This window comes from Methylobacterium sp. J-048, assembly GCF_022829515.1.
GTDB lineage: Bacteria > Pseudomonadota > Alphaproteobacteria > Rhizobiales > Beijerinckiaceae > Methylobacterium.
In genome coordinates this window covers 31,101-45,316 of the sequence record NZ_JAKSYL010000294.1, presented here as the reverse complement: position 1 = coordinate 45,316, position 14,216 = coordinate 31,101, and the positions used below count along the sequence as shown (strand labels likewise).

Below are 14,216 nucleotides of genomic sequence, written 5' to 3'. Positions count from 1 at the left end.
GGCACCCGATCCGATGAGCAGCAAGCAGCGCCTCGCCCTCCTGGGGCCCCACGGCCTGGATGCCGATGGCATCGACGCCTTCGCGGCCGCGCTCGGCGCGGCCTGCGCGGTCGGCGATGTCGCGGCCGTGATCCTGCGGCTTGCCGCCACCGACGAGCGCGGGCTCACCGCCCGCGTGAAGCAGATCGCGCCGATCACGCAGGAGACCGGCGCGGCCCTGGTGGTGGCCTGCCCCGGCTTCACCGGCGACCTCGTCTCCGTGGCGACCCGGGGCGGCGCCGACGGCGTCCATGTCGACAAGCCGCGCGACCTGAAGGACCTGCGCGACCGCCTCCGGGACGGGCGTATCCTCGGAGCCGGCGGTCTGGAGACCAAGCACGGCGCCATGGAGGCGGGCGAGGCCGGCATCGACTACCTGATGTTCGGCGGCCTCTACCCGGACGGCGTCGCCCCCGAGGCCGAGACCGTGCTGGCGCGGGCCGAATGGTGGGCCGAGATTTTCGAGACACCCTGCATCGCTGTCGCTGCGGCCTGGGACGAGATCGGTCCGCTCGCAGCCACCGGCACCGAGTTCATCGGCTTGGAAAGCGGCGTCTGGCTGACCGAGCCCGCCGCCGTCGCGCGGGCGCAAGCCCTGCTCGAAGGGCAGGCCGCGTGAACCTCCATGTCGTGCGTTTCGCGGCTCTTCTTGTCGCGGCACTGCCGCTGCTGGCGCTCGCCGCGCCCGGGCCGCTAGACCCGGCGAAGACCGCCGCCCCGCCCGATCGGAAGACGACGCCGGAGCTTCCGAGCCCTTACACGCCGAATTATTCCCGGGGCGCCGTGCCGCCCAATACCGGCCAGCCGCCGGACCTCGCCTACGGGGCCTACCAGCGCGGCCAGTACGTCACCGCCTTCCGGGAGGCGACCAAGCGCATCGAGGCCAATCCCGAGGATGCGGCGGCGATGACGCTACTGGGCGAGCTGTACAATCAGGGTCTCGGGGTCAAGCAGAACCCGGTGAAGGCGGCCGAATGGTACCGCCTCGCCGCCGCCCAGAACGATGCCGCCGCGATGTCGTCGCTCGGCCTGATGGCGCTCGACGGCCGCGGCATGCCCAAGGACCCCAAGGCCGGCCGGCGCTGGCTGGAGCAGGCCACCGCCAACGGCTCGGCCACGGCGGCCTACAATCTCGGCCTGATCCTGATCGGCACCGGCGCAACCGCCGACGAGGCCGCCGCCGCCGCGCAGTTCCGCAAGGCGGCCGAGGCCGAGATCGGCCCGGCCCAGCACGATCTGGGCGTGCTCTACCTCCAGGGCCGCGGCGTCCCCAAGGATGCCAGCAAGGCGGCCCAATGGTTCCGGCGCGGGGCCGATAACGGCGATCTCGCCAGCGAGGTCGAGTACGCGATCCTGCTGTTCAACGGCAACGGCGTGACCAAGGACGAGCGCTCGGCCGCCCGCTACTTCCTGCACGCGGCCTCCCGCGGCAATGCGATCGCGCAGAACCGGGTCGCCCGGCTCTACGCGGTCGGCCGCGGCGTCGCAAAGAACCCGATCGAGGCCGCGGCCTGGAACCTCGCCGCCGCCGCGCAGGGCCTGTCCGACGCTTGGCTCGACCAGTCCCTGTCGGGGCTCAGCGGCGACGAGCGCACCCGCGCCGAGCGGCTGGCCAATGAGCGGAGCGAGCAGCGGTAGCTTGCAGGCGGGAAGCGTCGGGCTGGGCTTGGAGATCGGTCTCCCCCGCCCGCGCCCTCATCCTGAGGTGCCCGGCGATCGAAGATCGCTGGGCCTGGAAGGAGCCCTCCAGATGCCTCAGTGATCTCTGAAGGGCTCCTTCGAGGCCTCCGCTTTGCTTCGGCACCTCAGGATGAGGGGGGAGGTTTGGAAAACTGTTCGTGTCGACAGAAGTTGGCTCAGTTCCACCGGGCGAACAGACCTGAAGTTAACCCTCCGCCTTCGACCAATCGACCCCGGCTTCGAGCTCCGGCAGGAGCACCACGCTCTCCTGCTCGTTCGGGTCGGTCCGGGCGATCAGCGCGGTGACCGGCTCGGTCTGGCTGCGGTTGTAGGGCAGGTGCGGCACGTCTGCGGCGATGTAGACGAACTCGCCGGCCCCGGCGATCACGTGGTGCTCCAGGTGATCGCCCCAGAAGCATCCCGAGACCCCGGACAGGACGTGGATCGCGGTCTCGTGCGATTCGTGCTTGTGGGCGTGGGCGCGCTCGCCGGGCGGGATCTCCAGGAGCTGCATGTGCAGCGCCTTGGCGCCCACCGCCTCGGCCGAGATGGCCGGGCGATAGATATGCCCCTGCTTGCCGCGGAACGGGGCGCTCTCGCGCAGGACCGCCAGGCCGGGCCGTGATGTCTCGGATATGGCGCTCATGACTCCCCCACCTTGAACGCGGCATCCACCGGGATTTGCATGCCGTTGACCAGGGCGTTCGTCTGGTTGGCCATGCCGACCACCGCCAGGAACTCGCCGTGCTGCTCCGGGGTCAGGCCCTTCGCGCCCGCCGCGGCGGTGTGCGAGTGGATGCAGTAGGGGCAGCCGTTGGTGATCGAGACCGCGATGTAGACCAGTTCCTTGGTCAGCGGATCGAGGCTGCCCGGCCCCATCACGACCTTGAGGCTGGCCCAGGTCCGCTCCAGAAGGCCTGGGTCGTTGGCGAGGCCGCGCCAGAAATTGTTGATGAAGTCCGCGTTTCGGGTCGCCCGGATGTCGGCGAACACCGCCCGCACCCGCGGGTCGGCCTCCGCCTCGGCATCGCTCCAAAGCTTCACGGTCGCCATTGATCCCCTCCCCGCCTCAGAGCTTGCACGCCCCGTCGAGGGCCCGATTCTCGGCCTCGCTGAACAGGCGCGAGCGGATATGGAAGCGCTTCTCGCGGCCGTTTTCCAGCGAGAACATGCCGCCGCGCCCGGGCACCACGTCGAGGATCAGGTGGGTGTGCTTCCAGACCCCGAACTGCGACCGGCTGATGAAGAAGTCGGCGCCGCCGACGGTGCCGAGGTGGACGTCGCCGTCGCTCACAAGGAAGTCGCCGACCGGGTAGCACATCGGCGAGGACCCGTCGCAGCAGCCGCCGGACTGGTGGAACATCACCGGGCCGTACTCGCCGCGCAACTCATCGATCAGCGCAAGCGCCGTCGGGGTGGCGGTGACCCGCAGCGGCGTGCCGTCGGCGCCGACTTGCTCGGCGGTGGTGGATTCTTGCGTTGAGACCGCACTCATACTGCCCTCCCCTTCTGGTTGGTGGATATGCGTGCTGAGATCCTAATTTCTACGGCGGATCTCATTGGGGAGGCCCGTGTGCCTCCGGCTCTCCCACTCTCCCCCTCATCCTGAGGTGCGAGCGCAGCGAGCCTCGAAGGAGCCTTCCAGAAGGCTTTGCGATCCCTGGAGGGCTCCTTCGAGGCCTCCGCTTCGCTTCGGCACCTCAGGATGAGGGGGGGATTGGACGGGCGTGGCGCCCAGGATGGTGTCGCGAACCGCATCGACCCACCCCTCCCCAAACAAAAAACCCCGGCCGTGAGGCCGGGGCGAAGTCGGCTCGGAGGATGACCCGGACCGGAGCTCAGAAGAAGCCGAGCTTCTTGGCCGAGTAGCTGACCAGCATGTTCTTGGTCTGCTGGTAGTGATCGAGCATCATCTTGTGGGTCTCGCGGCCGATGCCGGACTGCTTGTAGCCGCCGAAGGCCGCGTGGGCCGGGTAGGCGTGGTAGCAGTTGGTCCAGACGCGGCCGGCCTGGATCGCCCGGCCGAAGCGATAGGCGCGGGTCCCGTCGCGGGTCCAGATGCCGGCGCCGAGGCCGTACAGGGTGTCGTTGGCGATCGCCAGCGCGTCGGCATCGTCCTTGAAGGTCGTGACCGACAGGACCGGCCCGAAGATCTCCTCCTGGAAGATCCGCATCTTGTTGTGGCCGCGGAACACCGTCGGCTGCACGTAGAAGCCCTCGGCCAGCTCGCCGTCCTTGACGTTGCGCTCGCCGCCGGTGAGCAGCTGCGCGCCTTCCTGGCGGCCGATATCGATGTAGCTGAGGATCTTCTCCATCTGCTCGCCCGAGGCCTGGGCGCCGATCATCGTGGCCGGATCCAGCGGCGAGCCCTGGGTAATCGCCTCGACCCGCTTGATCGCCCGCTCCATGAAGCGGTCGTAGATCGACTCGTGCACCAGTGCGCGGCTCGGGCAGGTGCAGACCTCGCCCTGGTTGAGGGCGAACATCGTCAGGCCTTCGAGAGCCTTGTCGAAGAAGTCGTCGTCCTCGTTGGCCACGTCGGCGAAGAAGATGTTCGGCGACTTGCCGCCCAGCTCCAGCGTCACCGGGATCAGGTTCTGCGAGGCGTATTGCATGATCAGGCGGCCGGTGGTGGTCTCACCGGTGAACGCGATCTTGGCGATGCGCGGCGAGGAGGCCAGCGGCTTGCCGGCCTCGAGGCCGAAGCCGTTGACGATGTTGATCACGCCCGGGGGCAGCAGGTCAGCCAGCAGCTCCATCACCACCAGGATCGAGGCGGGGGTCTGCTCGGCGGGCTTGAGCACCACGCAATTGCCGGCGGCGATCGCCGGGGCGAGCTTCCAGACCGCCATCAGGATCGGGAAGTTCCACGGGATGATCTGGCCGACGACGCCGAGCGGCTCGTGGAAGTGGTAGGCCACCGTGTCGTGGTCGATCTCGGAGATCGAGCCTTCCTGCGCGCGGATGCAGCCGGCGAAGTAGCGGAAATGGTCGATCGCCAGGGGGATGTCGGCGTTGGTCGTCTCGCGGATCGGCTTGCCGTTGTCCCAGGTCTCGGCGAGCGCGATCAGATCGAGGTTTTCCTCCATCCGGTCGGCCAGCTTGTTGAGGATGCGGGCGCGCTCGGCCGGGGCGGTGCGGCCCCAGGATTCCTTGGCCGCGTGGGCGGCGTCGAGGGCCTTGTCGACGTCGGAGGCGTCGGAGCGGGCGACCTCGCAGATCACTTTGCCGGTGATCGGCGACGTGTTCTCGAAATAGCGGCCGGCAGTCGGGGCGACCCACTGGCCGCCGATGAAGTTGTCGTAGCGGGCCGAGAAGGGCGACTTTGTGCGGGCGTCGCCAAGGAATTCCGGCTTGTTCATGGCTGTGTTCCCTCCATAGGCCCCGGCCTCGCGAACCGCGGCTCTTGGGCTGAAGCTGGTACACGGACCGCCGGTTGTTTCGACTTGGTCCGGTTCGTCTCGGATGGCAGCCAATGGCTTTTGGCCTGCCGAATCAAGGTGGACTTTTGGCCAGTGCGCGAGTGACGCGATCCTACGCCCTCCCGATCAGGATCGCGAGGGGACAATTCTGGGACGCTCCGAAAACGGCCGCTGCCGGCGCAAGTACGACCGGAATGCCGCGGGTGGCCAGCGGGGGCTCGACCAACACTTTTGCATTGTTCTGATTGCAAGGCGCTGACCTTGACGGTTAGCTTCGCGGCCGATTCTCAGGAGCCCATCGCGAACGGCAGGGCGATCATCGCCAGCGGCAGCGCCGCGATGGCGGCCGCCCGCAGCCAGGCCGGCCGGTAGGACATCACGGCGACTACCAGCAGCGCCGCCCCGGTCAGGCCCCCGATCCATTGCACCGGCCCGAAATTCCAGCCGCTGCAGGCGATCGAGGCGGCCAGCGACACGGCGAGCCCCGACCAACCAGCCGCGCGCAGGCTCCGGAAGCGGCTGCGCGGCGCGGGTACGCGGAACACCGCGCGGTGATGCCGGTCCATGCTGAGCGCCAGGGCGGCGAAGCTGGAAAAGCTGAGGGTGAGGCTCAGCGCCAACGCGGCGGAGGTCACGCTTCGACCGCCCCGGCCAGGTTCGGATGGCTCGCCCGCACACGGCTCGGCCGCTTGGCCGCCAGGCGCGCGCCGAGGGCAAGCAGGACGGCCACCGCCAGCATCGCCGCATCGAACCCAAGGAACCGGGCCTGAGCGACGGTCAGCGCGTCGATGATCGGGATCGCCAGGAAGGCGACCGCCGCCACCGCGAGGGAAGTCGGCCACGCCCTGGCCCGCGGATACAGGGCCGCCGCGATGGCGGCGAGGATCCAGGCCGCGAAGAAGCCGCGCACCTCCCAATCCGCCCGAGCCGCGAGATCGTGCGGCAGCAGGCGGTTGGCCAGGAAATAGGCCGCCAGCCCCGTCGGGAGCCCGGCGATCGTGCCGAGGTTCAGCACGCGCACCAGACGCAGGCCGAAGCCCGCCGGGTCGGCGCCCTTCGGCGCCCGCGCGACGGTCCAGAGCACGAGGCCGGAGGCGATGGTCGCCGCGCCCATGAGGCCGCACAGGAAGAACAGCACCCGCAGGGGCGCGGCGGCGAAATGCGCCTCGTGCAGCCCGACCATCACGGCGCCGGTGCGGGTCGCCGCTCCGACATCGCCGCTGCGCGAGAGTTCGGCGCCGGTATCGCCGGCATAGAGGATCTGCGGATGAAGATGCGCGAGACCGGGCGGCTCCTCGAAGAACGCCGTGACGCTCGATGCCGCGTCGCCCGGCATCGTCACCAGGACCACCTCGGGGGCCTCGCCGTGAGCGGCGATCGCGCGCGCCACGATGTCGCCGAGCGGCATCAGGGCTCCCGGCTGGCCCGCAGCCTCGCGCGCCGCCATCATGATCCCGGCTTCGGTATAGTAGGCCTGGACATCATGCTGATAGGCCGCCTGCACGCCCCAGGGCATCAGCAGCGGCCCGAGCTCGATCAGGCCGGTATAGACGATCATCAGGTGGAACGGCAGCGCCAGCACGCCGACGACGTTGTGGGCATCGAGCCAACCGCGCTGCGCGGACTTGTCCCGCCGGAAGGTGAAAAAGTCCGCGAAGATGCGCCGATGGGTGACGATCCCGGTGATCAGCGAGATCAGCAGGATCATCGCGCAGATCCCCACGATCCAACGGCCCCAGACCGGCGGCAGGCTCAGCTCGAAATGGAAGCGGTAGAGGAAGTCGCCCCCCTTGGTGTCGCGCGCCTGCGACCGCTCGCCGGTGGCGGGATCGAGGAGCGCGTGGTGATACGGCCCGGCCGGGTTGTTCCACCAATACACCTCGGTGGCGGGATTCTCCGCTGTCGGGAGTCTGACTGACCAGCCCAGCGCATCCGGCATCTGCCGCCCGAGATAGGCGGCGGCGCGGGTGGCCGCGGCGGCCGGATCGGCCGTGGGCTCGGTCAGTTCGGGCCGCATCCATTCCGAGATCTGGGGACGGTAATAGGTCGCCGTCCCGGTGACGAAGATCGCAAACAGCACCCAGCCGACCACGAGGCCGGACCAGGTGTGCAGCCACGCCATCGATTGCCGGACGCTTTTCCCGGGCCGGCTCATGGAGCCATCGCCGTGGTGAATGCCCCGGCCAGCCACAGGCCTGTCCCCAGAAGCACCGCAATCAGCCCGAGGACCAGCGCCGCATGCAACAGGGTCCGCGCCGCGAACACCCAGATCACCGCGCCGGCCATGATCGCGAAGCTCGCCAGCGTTCCGGTCGAGACCGCCTCTGAGCGCGGCATCGGCAGGATCAGCGCCAGCAGGGCGGCCGACAACGCCGCGACCCCGTAACCGCCGACAGAAGCCAGCACCACCCGCCCGGCAACCGCAAGGCGGTAGGTCAATCCCGGCATGGAGCGGGCGCTCATGGCGCGATCTCCCGGATTCGTGATCTCATAGGGCGGCCTAGCAGCGGCCGACGGGACCTCGCAACGGCTATGTTTGGGAATGATTCCAGTGTGGCGAGAGCCGCTTAAGGGTTGTCGCCGTGCCGCGCCCCGGCCGGATCGCAGCCTCGCCAGCTCGTGTCACAACCACAGATCTCAATGCGCAGCGGCCCCCCGGACGGAGGCGTCCGGACACCCCAGAATTTCCGGGCCAGCATAGCGAGCCGGGATGGCTTCGCTGCCTGTCAGCCCAGATCTCAGCGTTTGTCCGCGGTGCCGGGGCCGCGCCGGTCGGACCGCCGCAGGGCCAGCGCGGCATCGCGCGCGCTCGGGGGCAGGTCGGGATTGGCATCGGTTCGGATGGGATCCGGTGCATGCGCACCCTCCCGCCGGCCGCGATCCCGGCCCCAGGCGTAGCCGGCATTGGGCCCGGCATAGAAGCCCGTGAAATCTTCGGCCCGCGCGGCGGTGCTCGCGAGGACGAGCAGGAGCATCGGCATCGATACGCGGCGCATGACGGTTCCGAAACGCGAGAAGGCGGCGGCTCCGATCGGAGCCGCCGCCTTCAAGAATCCTCAGGGATCGCGGCAGGAAGACGGCCGCGGAACCGATCAATCTTCGACGTTGATGCTCGAAGCCTCACGGCCCTTCTGACCCTCGACGACGCCGAGGGTGACCTGCTGGCCTTCGGCCAGTGATTCGAGACCGGCGCGAGACAGGGCCGAGCGGTGGACGAACACGTCCTTGCCGCCGTCATTGACCGAGACGAAGCCGAAGCCCTTCGCGGGATCGTACCACTTCACGGTGCCGCTCATCTCGACCGAGGGGCCAGAGGCGGCACGGCCGCCGCCACCGCCACCCGCACCATAGCCGCCGCCGGCACCGCCGCCGTAGCCGCCGCCACCACCACCGTAGCCGCCTGCGCCACCGCCACCGCCACCGAAGCGGTCGCCGCCGAAGCCGCCGGTGCGCGGACGCAGCTCGCGCCGGGGCGCGGGCGCTTCAGCCGTGGAGGTGTCGACGCTGGTGACGCTCGTGACCTGCGGGCCCTTCTGACCCTGCGCCGTGGTGACCGTCAGCCGGGTACCCGGCATCAGGTCGGCGTGGCCGGCAGCCTCGACGGCACGGATGTGGAGGAAGGCATCGCCCGAGCCATCGCCGAGTTCGACGAAGCCGAAGCCCTTCTCCTTGTTGAACCATTTGACCGTCGCGTCACGCTCCGGCCCGGTTGCCACCGGTGCAGCGCTTGGGCCGCCGCGGGGCGGACCACGGTCGAAACCGCCGCCGCCGAAACCGCCACCACCGCCACCGAAACCACCACCGCCGTATCCGCCGCTGGGGGGAGCCTGATCAGGCCATCTCGGCTCGCCAGCCTCGTCGAAGCCGCGCTTCTGCGGCCCCCTGAAATCACGACCACGTCCCATCGAAAGCTCGCAAAAACCGTCCGCCGCCCTGGTCTCGAATACCGCGTGCGCGCCATCCCAGACAGCCCACGCCCCGCACTATCATTACCCCCGGTCGCGGTAACCAAGAATAACGCCCCAGTCCTGACGCAATCGGGCCTTGACCGCAAGGACCTTCTTGGCCAACACGCGCCGGTTTCGTTACTTTCTTGCGGCAAACAACGCAGAACGACGATCCGGCTCGATCTGCCATTCGCCCTGCGGGCACCGGCATCGGCGCATCCCCGAGGGCGTTAGCGAAACGCAAAGGCTGTTCGGCTAGACTCGCGGCGCGCCCCGCAACGGCACCCGGCCATGATCGCGACCCCGACATTCCCCGATCTCTCGGCCCTCGTGGTCGACGAGAGTCTCTACATTCGGCGAATCGTGCGCGACATGCTCATGCGCGTCGGCATCAAGCGCGTGCTGGAAGCGCCGGACGGCGCCGAGGCGCTGGGCGTGCTGGCCGAGAGCAAGCCCGACATCAGCATCATCGACTGGGACCTGTCGATCCTGTCGGGGGAAGAGTTCATCCGGCTCGCGCGCACGCCGTCGACCTCGCCCTGCCCAACCATCCCGATCATCCTGATGCTCGCCCAGCCGCGCCGGAACGTGGTCGACCGCGCGGTGGCGCTCGGGGTCAACGAGATCATCGCCAAGCCGTTCTCGCCCAAAACCCTGTGGTCGCGCCTCGACGAGGTGATCAACCGGCCCCGCCCCTATTCCCAGGTCAAGAGCCTGCTGCGGCCGATCCCGCGCCGGACCAGCGCCATGAAAGCCGTCGCTTGAAGGCCGTCGCCTGAGTACGGTCTCGATCCGACGTTGCAGTTCCCGACCGACCCTGTAGGGTCTCTCGTCAAGAATGGCCGAGCGCAACGCTCCAGGCCGACACGAAGGACCGACGGCCGCGCCGATGAGGGACGAGACCGCCGCGGCCGCGCCGTTCCGCCCGTCGACCGGCGCAGCGCCGCTCCAGAGTCCGGCCCCGCTGCCGGGCCGTGACCGTCGTCGCGTCGCCTATGCGGCGCTGGACCTCGGCACCAACAATTGCCGCCTGCTGATCGCCGAGCCGACCTTCAGCGGCTTCCGGGTGATCGACGCCTTCTCGCGCATCGTCCGGCTCGGCGAGGGTCTGGGCACCTCCGACCGGCTCAACGACGCGGCGATCGAGCGGACCGTCGAGGCCCTGCGCATCTGCCGGACCAAGATGCAGACCCGGGGCGTCAGGCGGGCCAAGGTGATCGCCACGGAGGCCTGCCGCCTGGCGGTGAACGGGGCCGCCTTCGTCGAGCGCGTCCGCCGCGGCGTCGGCCTGGATCTCGAGATCGTCGATCGGCAGACGGAGGCCTATCTGGCGGTGACCGGCTGCGCGGCGCTCGCCGACCCGGATGCCGAATCCGTCGTGATCTTCGATATCGGCGGCGGCTCCACCGAGATCGCCTGGCTCGACGGCGAGGCCGCCAACCCGTCCACAGATCCGACCCTGCGGATCCGCGCCTGGGACTCCCTGCCCGTCGGCGTGGTCACCCTGGCCGAGCGCCATGGCGGCGCCGAGGTGACCCGACGGATGTTCGAGGGCATGGTCGAGGAGGTGGCGGAAAAACTGTCCGCCTTTGCGATCCGCGCGGCGGCGGCGGCCACCGCCCCGCATTTCCACCTGCTCGGCACCTCCGGCACGGTGACGACGATCGCCGCCATGCACCTGCGGCTGGTCCGCTACGAGCGGCGGCGGGTGGACGGCCTGTGGATGAGCGACCACGAAGTCTCGACCGCCATCGACGACCTGCTCGATACCCGCCTGGAGCAGCGGGCCGACAATCCCTGCATCGGACGCGACCGCGCCGATCTGGTACTGGCGGGCTGCGCGATCCTGGAGGCGATCCGGCGGGCCTTCCCGTCCGAGCGCCTGCGCATCGCCGACCGGGGCCTGCGCGAAGGATTGCTGATGAACATGATGCGGGAGGACGGCGTCTGGAACCGGAAGGCCGTTCGATGAGGATCCGGCGATGACCGACCGGCGCGGCGGCGCGGGCTCCACCGGGGGCGTGCGCGGCGAACTGAAACAGCGGGTGAAAACCGGCCGCGGGCGGACCCTGTCGCAGAAGCGCTGGCTGGAGCGTCAGCTCAACGATCCGTACGTGGCTCGGGCCAAGCGCGAGGGCTACCGCTCCCGGGCGGCCTACAAGCTCATCGAGATCGACGAGCGCTACAAGCTGCTGAAGCCGGGCCAGCGGGTGGTCGATCTGGGTGCGGCGCCCGGCGGCTGGTCGCAGGTGGCCGCGCGGATCGTCGGAGCCACCGGCCGCGTCGTGGGCATCGACCTGCTCGAGATCGAGCCCATGGCGGGAGTCGAGTTCATCACCTTGGACTTCCTCGATCCCGAGGCGCCGACGCAGCTCACCACGCTGCTCGGCGGCCCGGCCGACCTCGTCCTGTCCGACATGGCCGCCAACGCCACCGGCCACAAGAAGACCGACCACCTGCGGATCATCGGGCTGGCCGAGACCGCGGCCGAGTTCGCCCGCGAGATCCTGGGCCCGGGCGGCGCCTATCTGGCCAAGGTGCTGCAGGGCGGCACCGAGAACGCGCTGCTGGCCGACCTGAAGCGCGACTTCACGGCCGTCCGCCACGTGAAGCCCGCGGCGAGCCGCTCCGATTCGAGCGAACTCTACGTGCTGGCCACCGGCTATCGCAGTGCCGCAGCCCGGGCCGCCGCGGCGGCGGCGGCTGACGAGGCCTGAGCCCCTGCGGTGCTGGTCGCGTGGGCGCTGTCGCTGGTCAATCCCGCGCCGTTGCGCCTGCGCCGCCGCGGCTATGTCCGCCAGAGCGGCTTGCTCCATGCCCGGTCCCGCCGCTGCCGCGCGGCCTGGGCGCCGCACTTGACGCGGGCGCGCGGCGCGATCGTCGCCGCCGCGGAGGCGACCGCCAAGCGCGGCTCGGTGGTGGTGCTCGGCTCCGGCCTCCTCGACGACGTGCCGCTCGACGCGCTGGCAAACCTGTTCGACCGGGTGATTCTGGTCGATGCCGTGCATCCCTGGCCGGCGCGGCTCGCCGCGCGGCGGTACGGCAACGTCGCCTGCGTGACCGCCGAGATCAGCGCCGGCCTGACCGGTGGCGATCTCCCGGACATCTGCACGGATGCCGACCTGATCGTCTCGGCCAATCTCCTGTCGCAACTGCCGATCGTGCCGATCGACGCCTACGAGGCCAAGGGCCGCGAGGCGCCGCTGCGGCTCGGCACGCAGATCGTCGAGACCCATCTCGCCGCCCTCGATCGGCTGGCAGCCGGGACCGGGCGGATCTGCCTGATCACCGATACGGTGCAGCGCGAGGAGGACCGGGCCGGCCGGGTCACCGACCGCCTCGACCTGATCTTCGGCGTGGCGCTGCCGCCGCCGGCCGAGGCCTGGGATTGGGAGATCGCCCCCTTCGGTGAGATCGACCGGCGCCGGCGGCTGATCCATCGGGTCCATGCCTATCCGGATTGGCGGGCCGCCCGGCGTTAAAAAAAACCGCCCCGGCTTCCCGGGGCGGCTTGATCACTTTCATCGGACCGTGACGCGCCCGATCACTCGGTCGGCGCGTCCTCGGCGGACGAGCGTGCCTCGCCCTCTTCCGGGGCGATGCCCTCGAAGCGCGGCCGGCGACGGCGACGCGGCTTGACGGGCGTCTCCTCGGCGGCGGCCTCGGGCGCCGGTGCCGCCGGCTGCTCAACGGGCGTCGTCGCGGCCACGGGGCGGGGCGGCGTCATCAGGAAGGCCGGCAAGCTCGCCGGATCCTCGGCGGTGACCGGGGCTGGGACCGCCTCACGACGGCGCTCGCGACGAGGCGCAGGCTCGGCCTGCCGCGGCGTCTCGGTGCGGGGGGCCACCTCACTCCGGGGCTCGGCCCGACGCGGCTGGCGCTGCTGCTCGTCCGACCGAACCTCCTGCCGGCTGTCCTGCTGCCGGGGCTCCTGCTGGCGAGCCTCCGGCCGCGCGTTGTCGGAACGCCCGGACTCGTAGCGGTTCTGGTCGCCGCGGGAATCCTGCCGGCTGTCCTGCCGGTAATCCTGGCGGCCGTAATCCTGGCGCCCATCCTGACGGCCGTCTTGCCGACTATCTTGCCGGTTTTCCTGACGGTTGTCCTGGCGATCCTGCCGGTAGTCCGGCCGCTGATAGTCCTGGCGCGGGGAATCCTGCCGCTGCCCATCCTGGCGGGACGAGTCCTGCCGCTGGTAGTCCTGCCGGGGCTGGTCCTGGCGCCGGTAATCCTGCCGGCCGTTGTTGTCGAAGCGGCGCTGGTCCCGGTTCTGGTTCTGGAACCTGTCGCGGCCCTGCTGCTGACGGCCGTCCTGCTGGTTCAGGTCCTGGCGCATCTCGTAGGGCTGAGGCTGCTGGCCGGGATCGCCGTCGTCGTAGCCGTTATAGGCGTGGCCGTTCTGTCCCGAGCCGTTGCCCTGGCCCTCGTCGTCACCCTCGTCCATGTCGTCGTCGTAGGCACGGCTGGCATATCCGCCGGTATTGGCCGGTCGGGTCTGCTCCTGGGCGCCGGAGACGATCCGGAAGTAGTGTTCACCGTGCTGGAAATAGTTCTCCGCCGCCACGGGGTCGCCGGCCGCCTGCGCATCGCGGGCGAGCTGGGCGTACTTGTCGGCGATGTGCTGCGCGGTGCCGCGGATTTTGACGTCTGGGCCGTTGGATTCGTACGAGCGCGTCAGCGGGTTCGGACCTTTCGGCCGGTTGCGGCCGCGCATCCGTCGATTCTGGTTTGGTCTCATCGGTCTTCAGTGACCCTCGTTCACGCAAACGACAGTTCTTCGGGGCGTCCGGCGTCGATCTTGAGACGCGCTCCGGCCAAATGCACCCGGTGAAGCCGCGCGTCCGACCGCTCCGCGGTCCGCGCGCCTGCCTGACCATCCCTCGCACCGCGCGTCCGGGCCAGACGCCAGAAACCAGTCGATTGTCAGGTTCGAGTGCTGTCGGACCGCCGCGCAATCGCACGCGCGCTCCAGTCCAACGGTACGGGGGATCAGCGAACCAACCGGCGACCAGAGATCATCGCCGACCTTATAGGAGTCCGTCTTAACGAACCGTTCGCGATCTTCAAGCGGACTCTAGCGTTCCCAAAGAGATGCAACAAGCATTTTCTCGACGCACCGATCGTCGGTCCC

General features: G+C 69.7%; 16 protein-coding genes. 6 read left to right on the top strand and 10 right to left on the bottom strand.

Going from position 1 to position 14,216, the window contains the following annotated elements:
• Positions 1–13: 13 nt before the first annotated feature.
• Both MKL09_RS29970 and MKL09_RS29965 read left to right on the top strand, forming a co-directional pair.
• Positions 14–658 carry a thiamine phosphate synthase gene (locus tag MKL09_RS29970; RefSeq protein ID WP_244025597.1) on the top strand — a complete coding sequence of 215 codons (645 nt, stop codon included), beginning with the start codon at positions 14–16 and terminating at the stop codon, positions 656–658.
• Complete coding sequence (locus MKL09_RS29965) at positions 655–1,677, top strand: tetratricopeptide repeat protein (RefSeq protein ID WP_313901218.1); 1,023 nt, start codon at positions 655–657, stop codon at positions 1,675–1,677. The genes MKL09_RS29970 and MKL09_RS29965 overlap by 4 nt, the downstream gene beginning before the upstream one ends.
• Positions 1,678–1,924: 247 nt before the next feature.
• Here MKL09_RS29965 and MKL09_RS29960 read toward each other — a convergent pair whose 3' ends face one another.
• The 9 genes from MKL09_RS29960 to MKL09_RS32160 form a co-directional block, all read right to left on the bottom strand.
• A complete protein-coding gene (locus tag MKL09_RS29960; RefSeq protein WP_279606194.1) occupies positions 1,925–2,365 on the bottom strand; it encodes a cupin domain-containing protein in 441 nt (146 codons plus the stop codon).
• Positions 2,362–2,772: a carboxymuconolactone decarboxylase family protein gene (locus MKL09_RS29955; protein WP_244025596.1), complete on the bottom strand. Its 411-nt coding sequence runs from the start codon at positions 2,770–2,772 to the stop codon at positions 2,362–2,364. The genes MKL09_RS29960 and MKL09_RS29955 overlap by 4 nt, the downstream gene beginning before the upstream one ends.
• Before the next feature lie 16 nt (positions 2,773–2,788).
• Positions 2,789–3,214, bottom strand: coding sequence for a DUF779 domain-containing protein (locus MKL09_RS29950; protein ID WP_244025595.1), 426 nt, complete (start codon positions 3,212–3,214; stop codon positions 2,789–2,791).
• 343 nt (positions 3,215–3,557) lie between these two features.
• The gene (gene adh, locus MKL09_RS29945; protein ID WP_244025594.1) at positions 3,558–5,081 is read right to left on the bottom strand and encodes an aldehyde dehydrogenase; all 1,524 of its coding nucleotides are present in this window, start codon (positions 5,079–5,081) and stop codon (positions 3,558–3,560) included.
• Positions 5,082–5,428: 347 nt separating this feature from the next.
• The gene (locus tag MKL09_RS29940; protein ID WP_244025593.1) at positions 5,429–5,776 is read right to left on the bottom strand and encodes a DUF3325 domain-containing protein; all 348 of its coding nucleotides are present in this window, start codon (positions 5,774–5,776) and stop codon (positions 5,429–5,431) included.
• Positions 5,773–7,296, bottom strand: coding sequence for a PepSY-associated TM helix domain-containing protein (locus MKL09_RS29935; protein ID WP_244025592.1), 1,524 nt, complete (start codon positions 7,294–7,296; stop codon positions 5,773–5,775). The genes MKL09_RS29940 and MKL09_RS29935 overlap by 4 nt, the downstream gene beginning before the upstream one ends.
• Positions 7,293–7,604, bottom strand: a complete 312-nt coding sequence (locus MKL09_RS29930; RefSeq protein WP_244025591.1) for an iron transporter — start codon at positions 7,602–7,604, stop codon at positions 7,293–7,295. Before MKL09_RS29930 ends, MKL09_RS29935 begins: the two co-directional genes overlap by 4 nt.
• Before the next feature lie 275 nt (positions 7,605–7,879).
• Positions 7,880–8,191 (bottom strand): hypothetical protein, encoded by a 312-nt coding sequence (locus tag MKL09_RS29925; RefSeq protein ID WP_244025590.1) that lies wholly within the window; start codon positions 8,189–8,191, stop codon positions 7,880–7,882.
• A gap of 42 nt (positions 8,192–8,233) precedes the next feature.
• Positions 8,234–9,046, bottom strand: coding sequence for a cold shock domain-containing protein (locus MKL09_RS32160; RefSeq protein ID WP_279606192.1), 813 nt, complete (start codon positions 9,044–9,046; stop codon positions 8,234–8,236).
• Positions 9,047–9,379: 333 nt separating this feature from the next.
• On the opposite strand from MKL09_RS32160, the gene MKL09_RS29910 reads away from it, so the two are divergent.
• The 4 genes from MKL09_RS29910 (at position 9,380) to MKL09_RS29895 (ending at position 12,570) form a co-directional block, all read left to right on the top strand.
• A complete protein-coding gene (locus MKL09_RS29910) occupies positions 9,380–9,853 on the top strand; it encodes a response regulator (RefSeq protein ID WP_244025589.1) in 474 nt (157 codons plus the stop codon).
• A 124-nt stretch (positions 9,854–9,977) separates the two neighbouring features.
• Complete coding sequence (locus MKL09_RS29905) at positions 9,978–11,060, top strand: Ppx/GppA phosphatase family protein (protein WP_244025588.1); 1,083 nt, start codon at positions 9,978–9,980, stop codon at positions 11,058–11,060.
• A gap of 10 nt (positions 11,061–11,070) precedes the next feature.
• Positions 11,071–11,805 carry an RlmE family RNA methyltransferase gene (locus MKL09_RS29900; RefSeq protein ID WP_244025587.1) on the top strand — a complete coding sequence of 245 codons (735 nt, stop codon included), beginning with the start codon at positions 11,071–11,073 and terminating at the stop codon, positions 11,803–11,805.
• 9 nt (positions 11,806–11,814) lie between these two features.
• Positions 11,815–12,570, top strand: coding sequence for a hypothetical protein (locus MKL09_RS29895; protein WP_244025586.1), 756 nt, complete (start codon positions 11,815–11,817; stop codon positions 12,568–12,570).
• A 62-nt stretch (positions 12,571–12,632) separates the two neighbouring features.
• On the opposite strand, the gene MKL09_RS29890 is transcribed toward MKL09_RS29895, so the two are convergent.
• A complete protein-coding gene (locus MKL09_RS29890) occupies positions 12,633–13,799 on the bottom strand; it encodes a DUF4167 domain-containing protein (RefSeq protein WP_244025585.1) in 1,167 nt (388 codons plus the stop codon).
• Between the last annotated feature and the right edge of the window lie 417 nt (positions 13,800–14,216).

Bases quoted from the DNA above. Each gene is read 5' to 3' on its own strand.
- MKL09_RS29955 (WP_244025596.1), bottom strand. From the start codon at position 2,772: ATGGCGACCGTGAAGCTTTGGAGCGATGCCGAGGCGGAGGCCGACCCG.
- MKL09_RS29930 (WP_244025591.1), bottom strand. From the start codon at position 7,604: ATGAGCGCCCGCTCCATGCCGGGATTGACCTACCGCCTTGCGGTTGCC.
- MKL09_RS29960 (WP_279606194.1), bottom strand. From the start codon at position 2,365: ATGAGCGCCATATCCGAGACATCACGGCCCGGCCTGGCGGTCCTGCGC.
- MKL09_RS29890 (WP_244025585.1), bottom strand. From the start codon at position 13,799: ATGCGCGGCCGCAACCGGCCGAAAGGTCCGAACCCGCTGACGCGCTCG.
- adh (WP_244025594.1), bottom strand. From the start codon at position 5,081: ATGAACAAGCCGGAATTCCTTGGCGACGCCCGCACAAAGTCGCCCTTC.
- MKL09_RS29910 (WP_244025589.1), top strand. From the start codon at position 9,380: ATGATCGCGACCCCGACATTCCCCGATCTCTCGGCCCTCGTGGTCGAC.
- MKL09_RS29935 (WP_244025592.1), bottom strand. From the start codon at position 7,296: ATGAGCCGGCCCGGGAAAAGCGTCCGGCAATCGATGGCGTGGCTGCAC.
- MKL09_RS29900 (WP_244025587.1), top strand. From the start codon at position 11,071: ATGACCGACCGGCGCGGCGGCGCGGGCTCCACCGGGGGCGTGCGCGGC.
- MKL09_RS29950 (WP_244025595.1), bottom strand. From the start codon at position 3,214: ATGAGTGCGGTCTCAACGCAAGAATCCACCACCGCCGAGCAAGTCGGC.
- MKL09_RS29970 (WP_244025597.1), top strand. From the start codon at position 14: ATGAGCAGCAAGCAGCGCCTCGCCCTCCTGGGGCCCCACGGCCTGGAT.
- MKL09_RS29905 (WP_244025588.1), top strand. From the start codon at position 9,978: ATGAGGGACGAGACCGCCGCGGCCGCGCCGTTCCGCCCGTCGACCGGC.
- MKL09_RS32160 (WP_279606192.1), bottom strand. From the start codon at position 9,046: ATGGGACGTGGTCGTGATTTCAGGGGGCCGCAGAAGCGCGGCTTCGAC.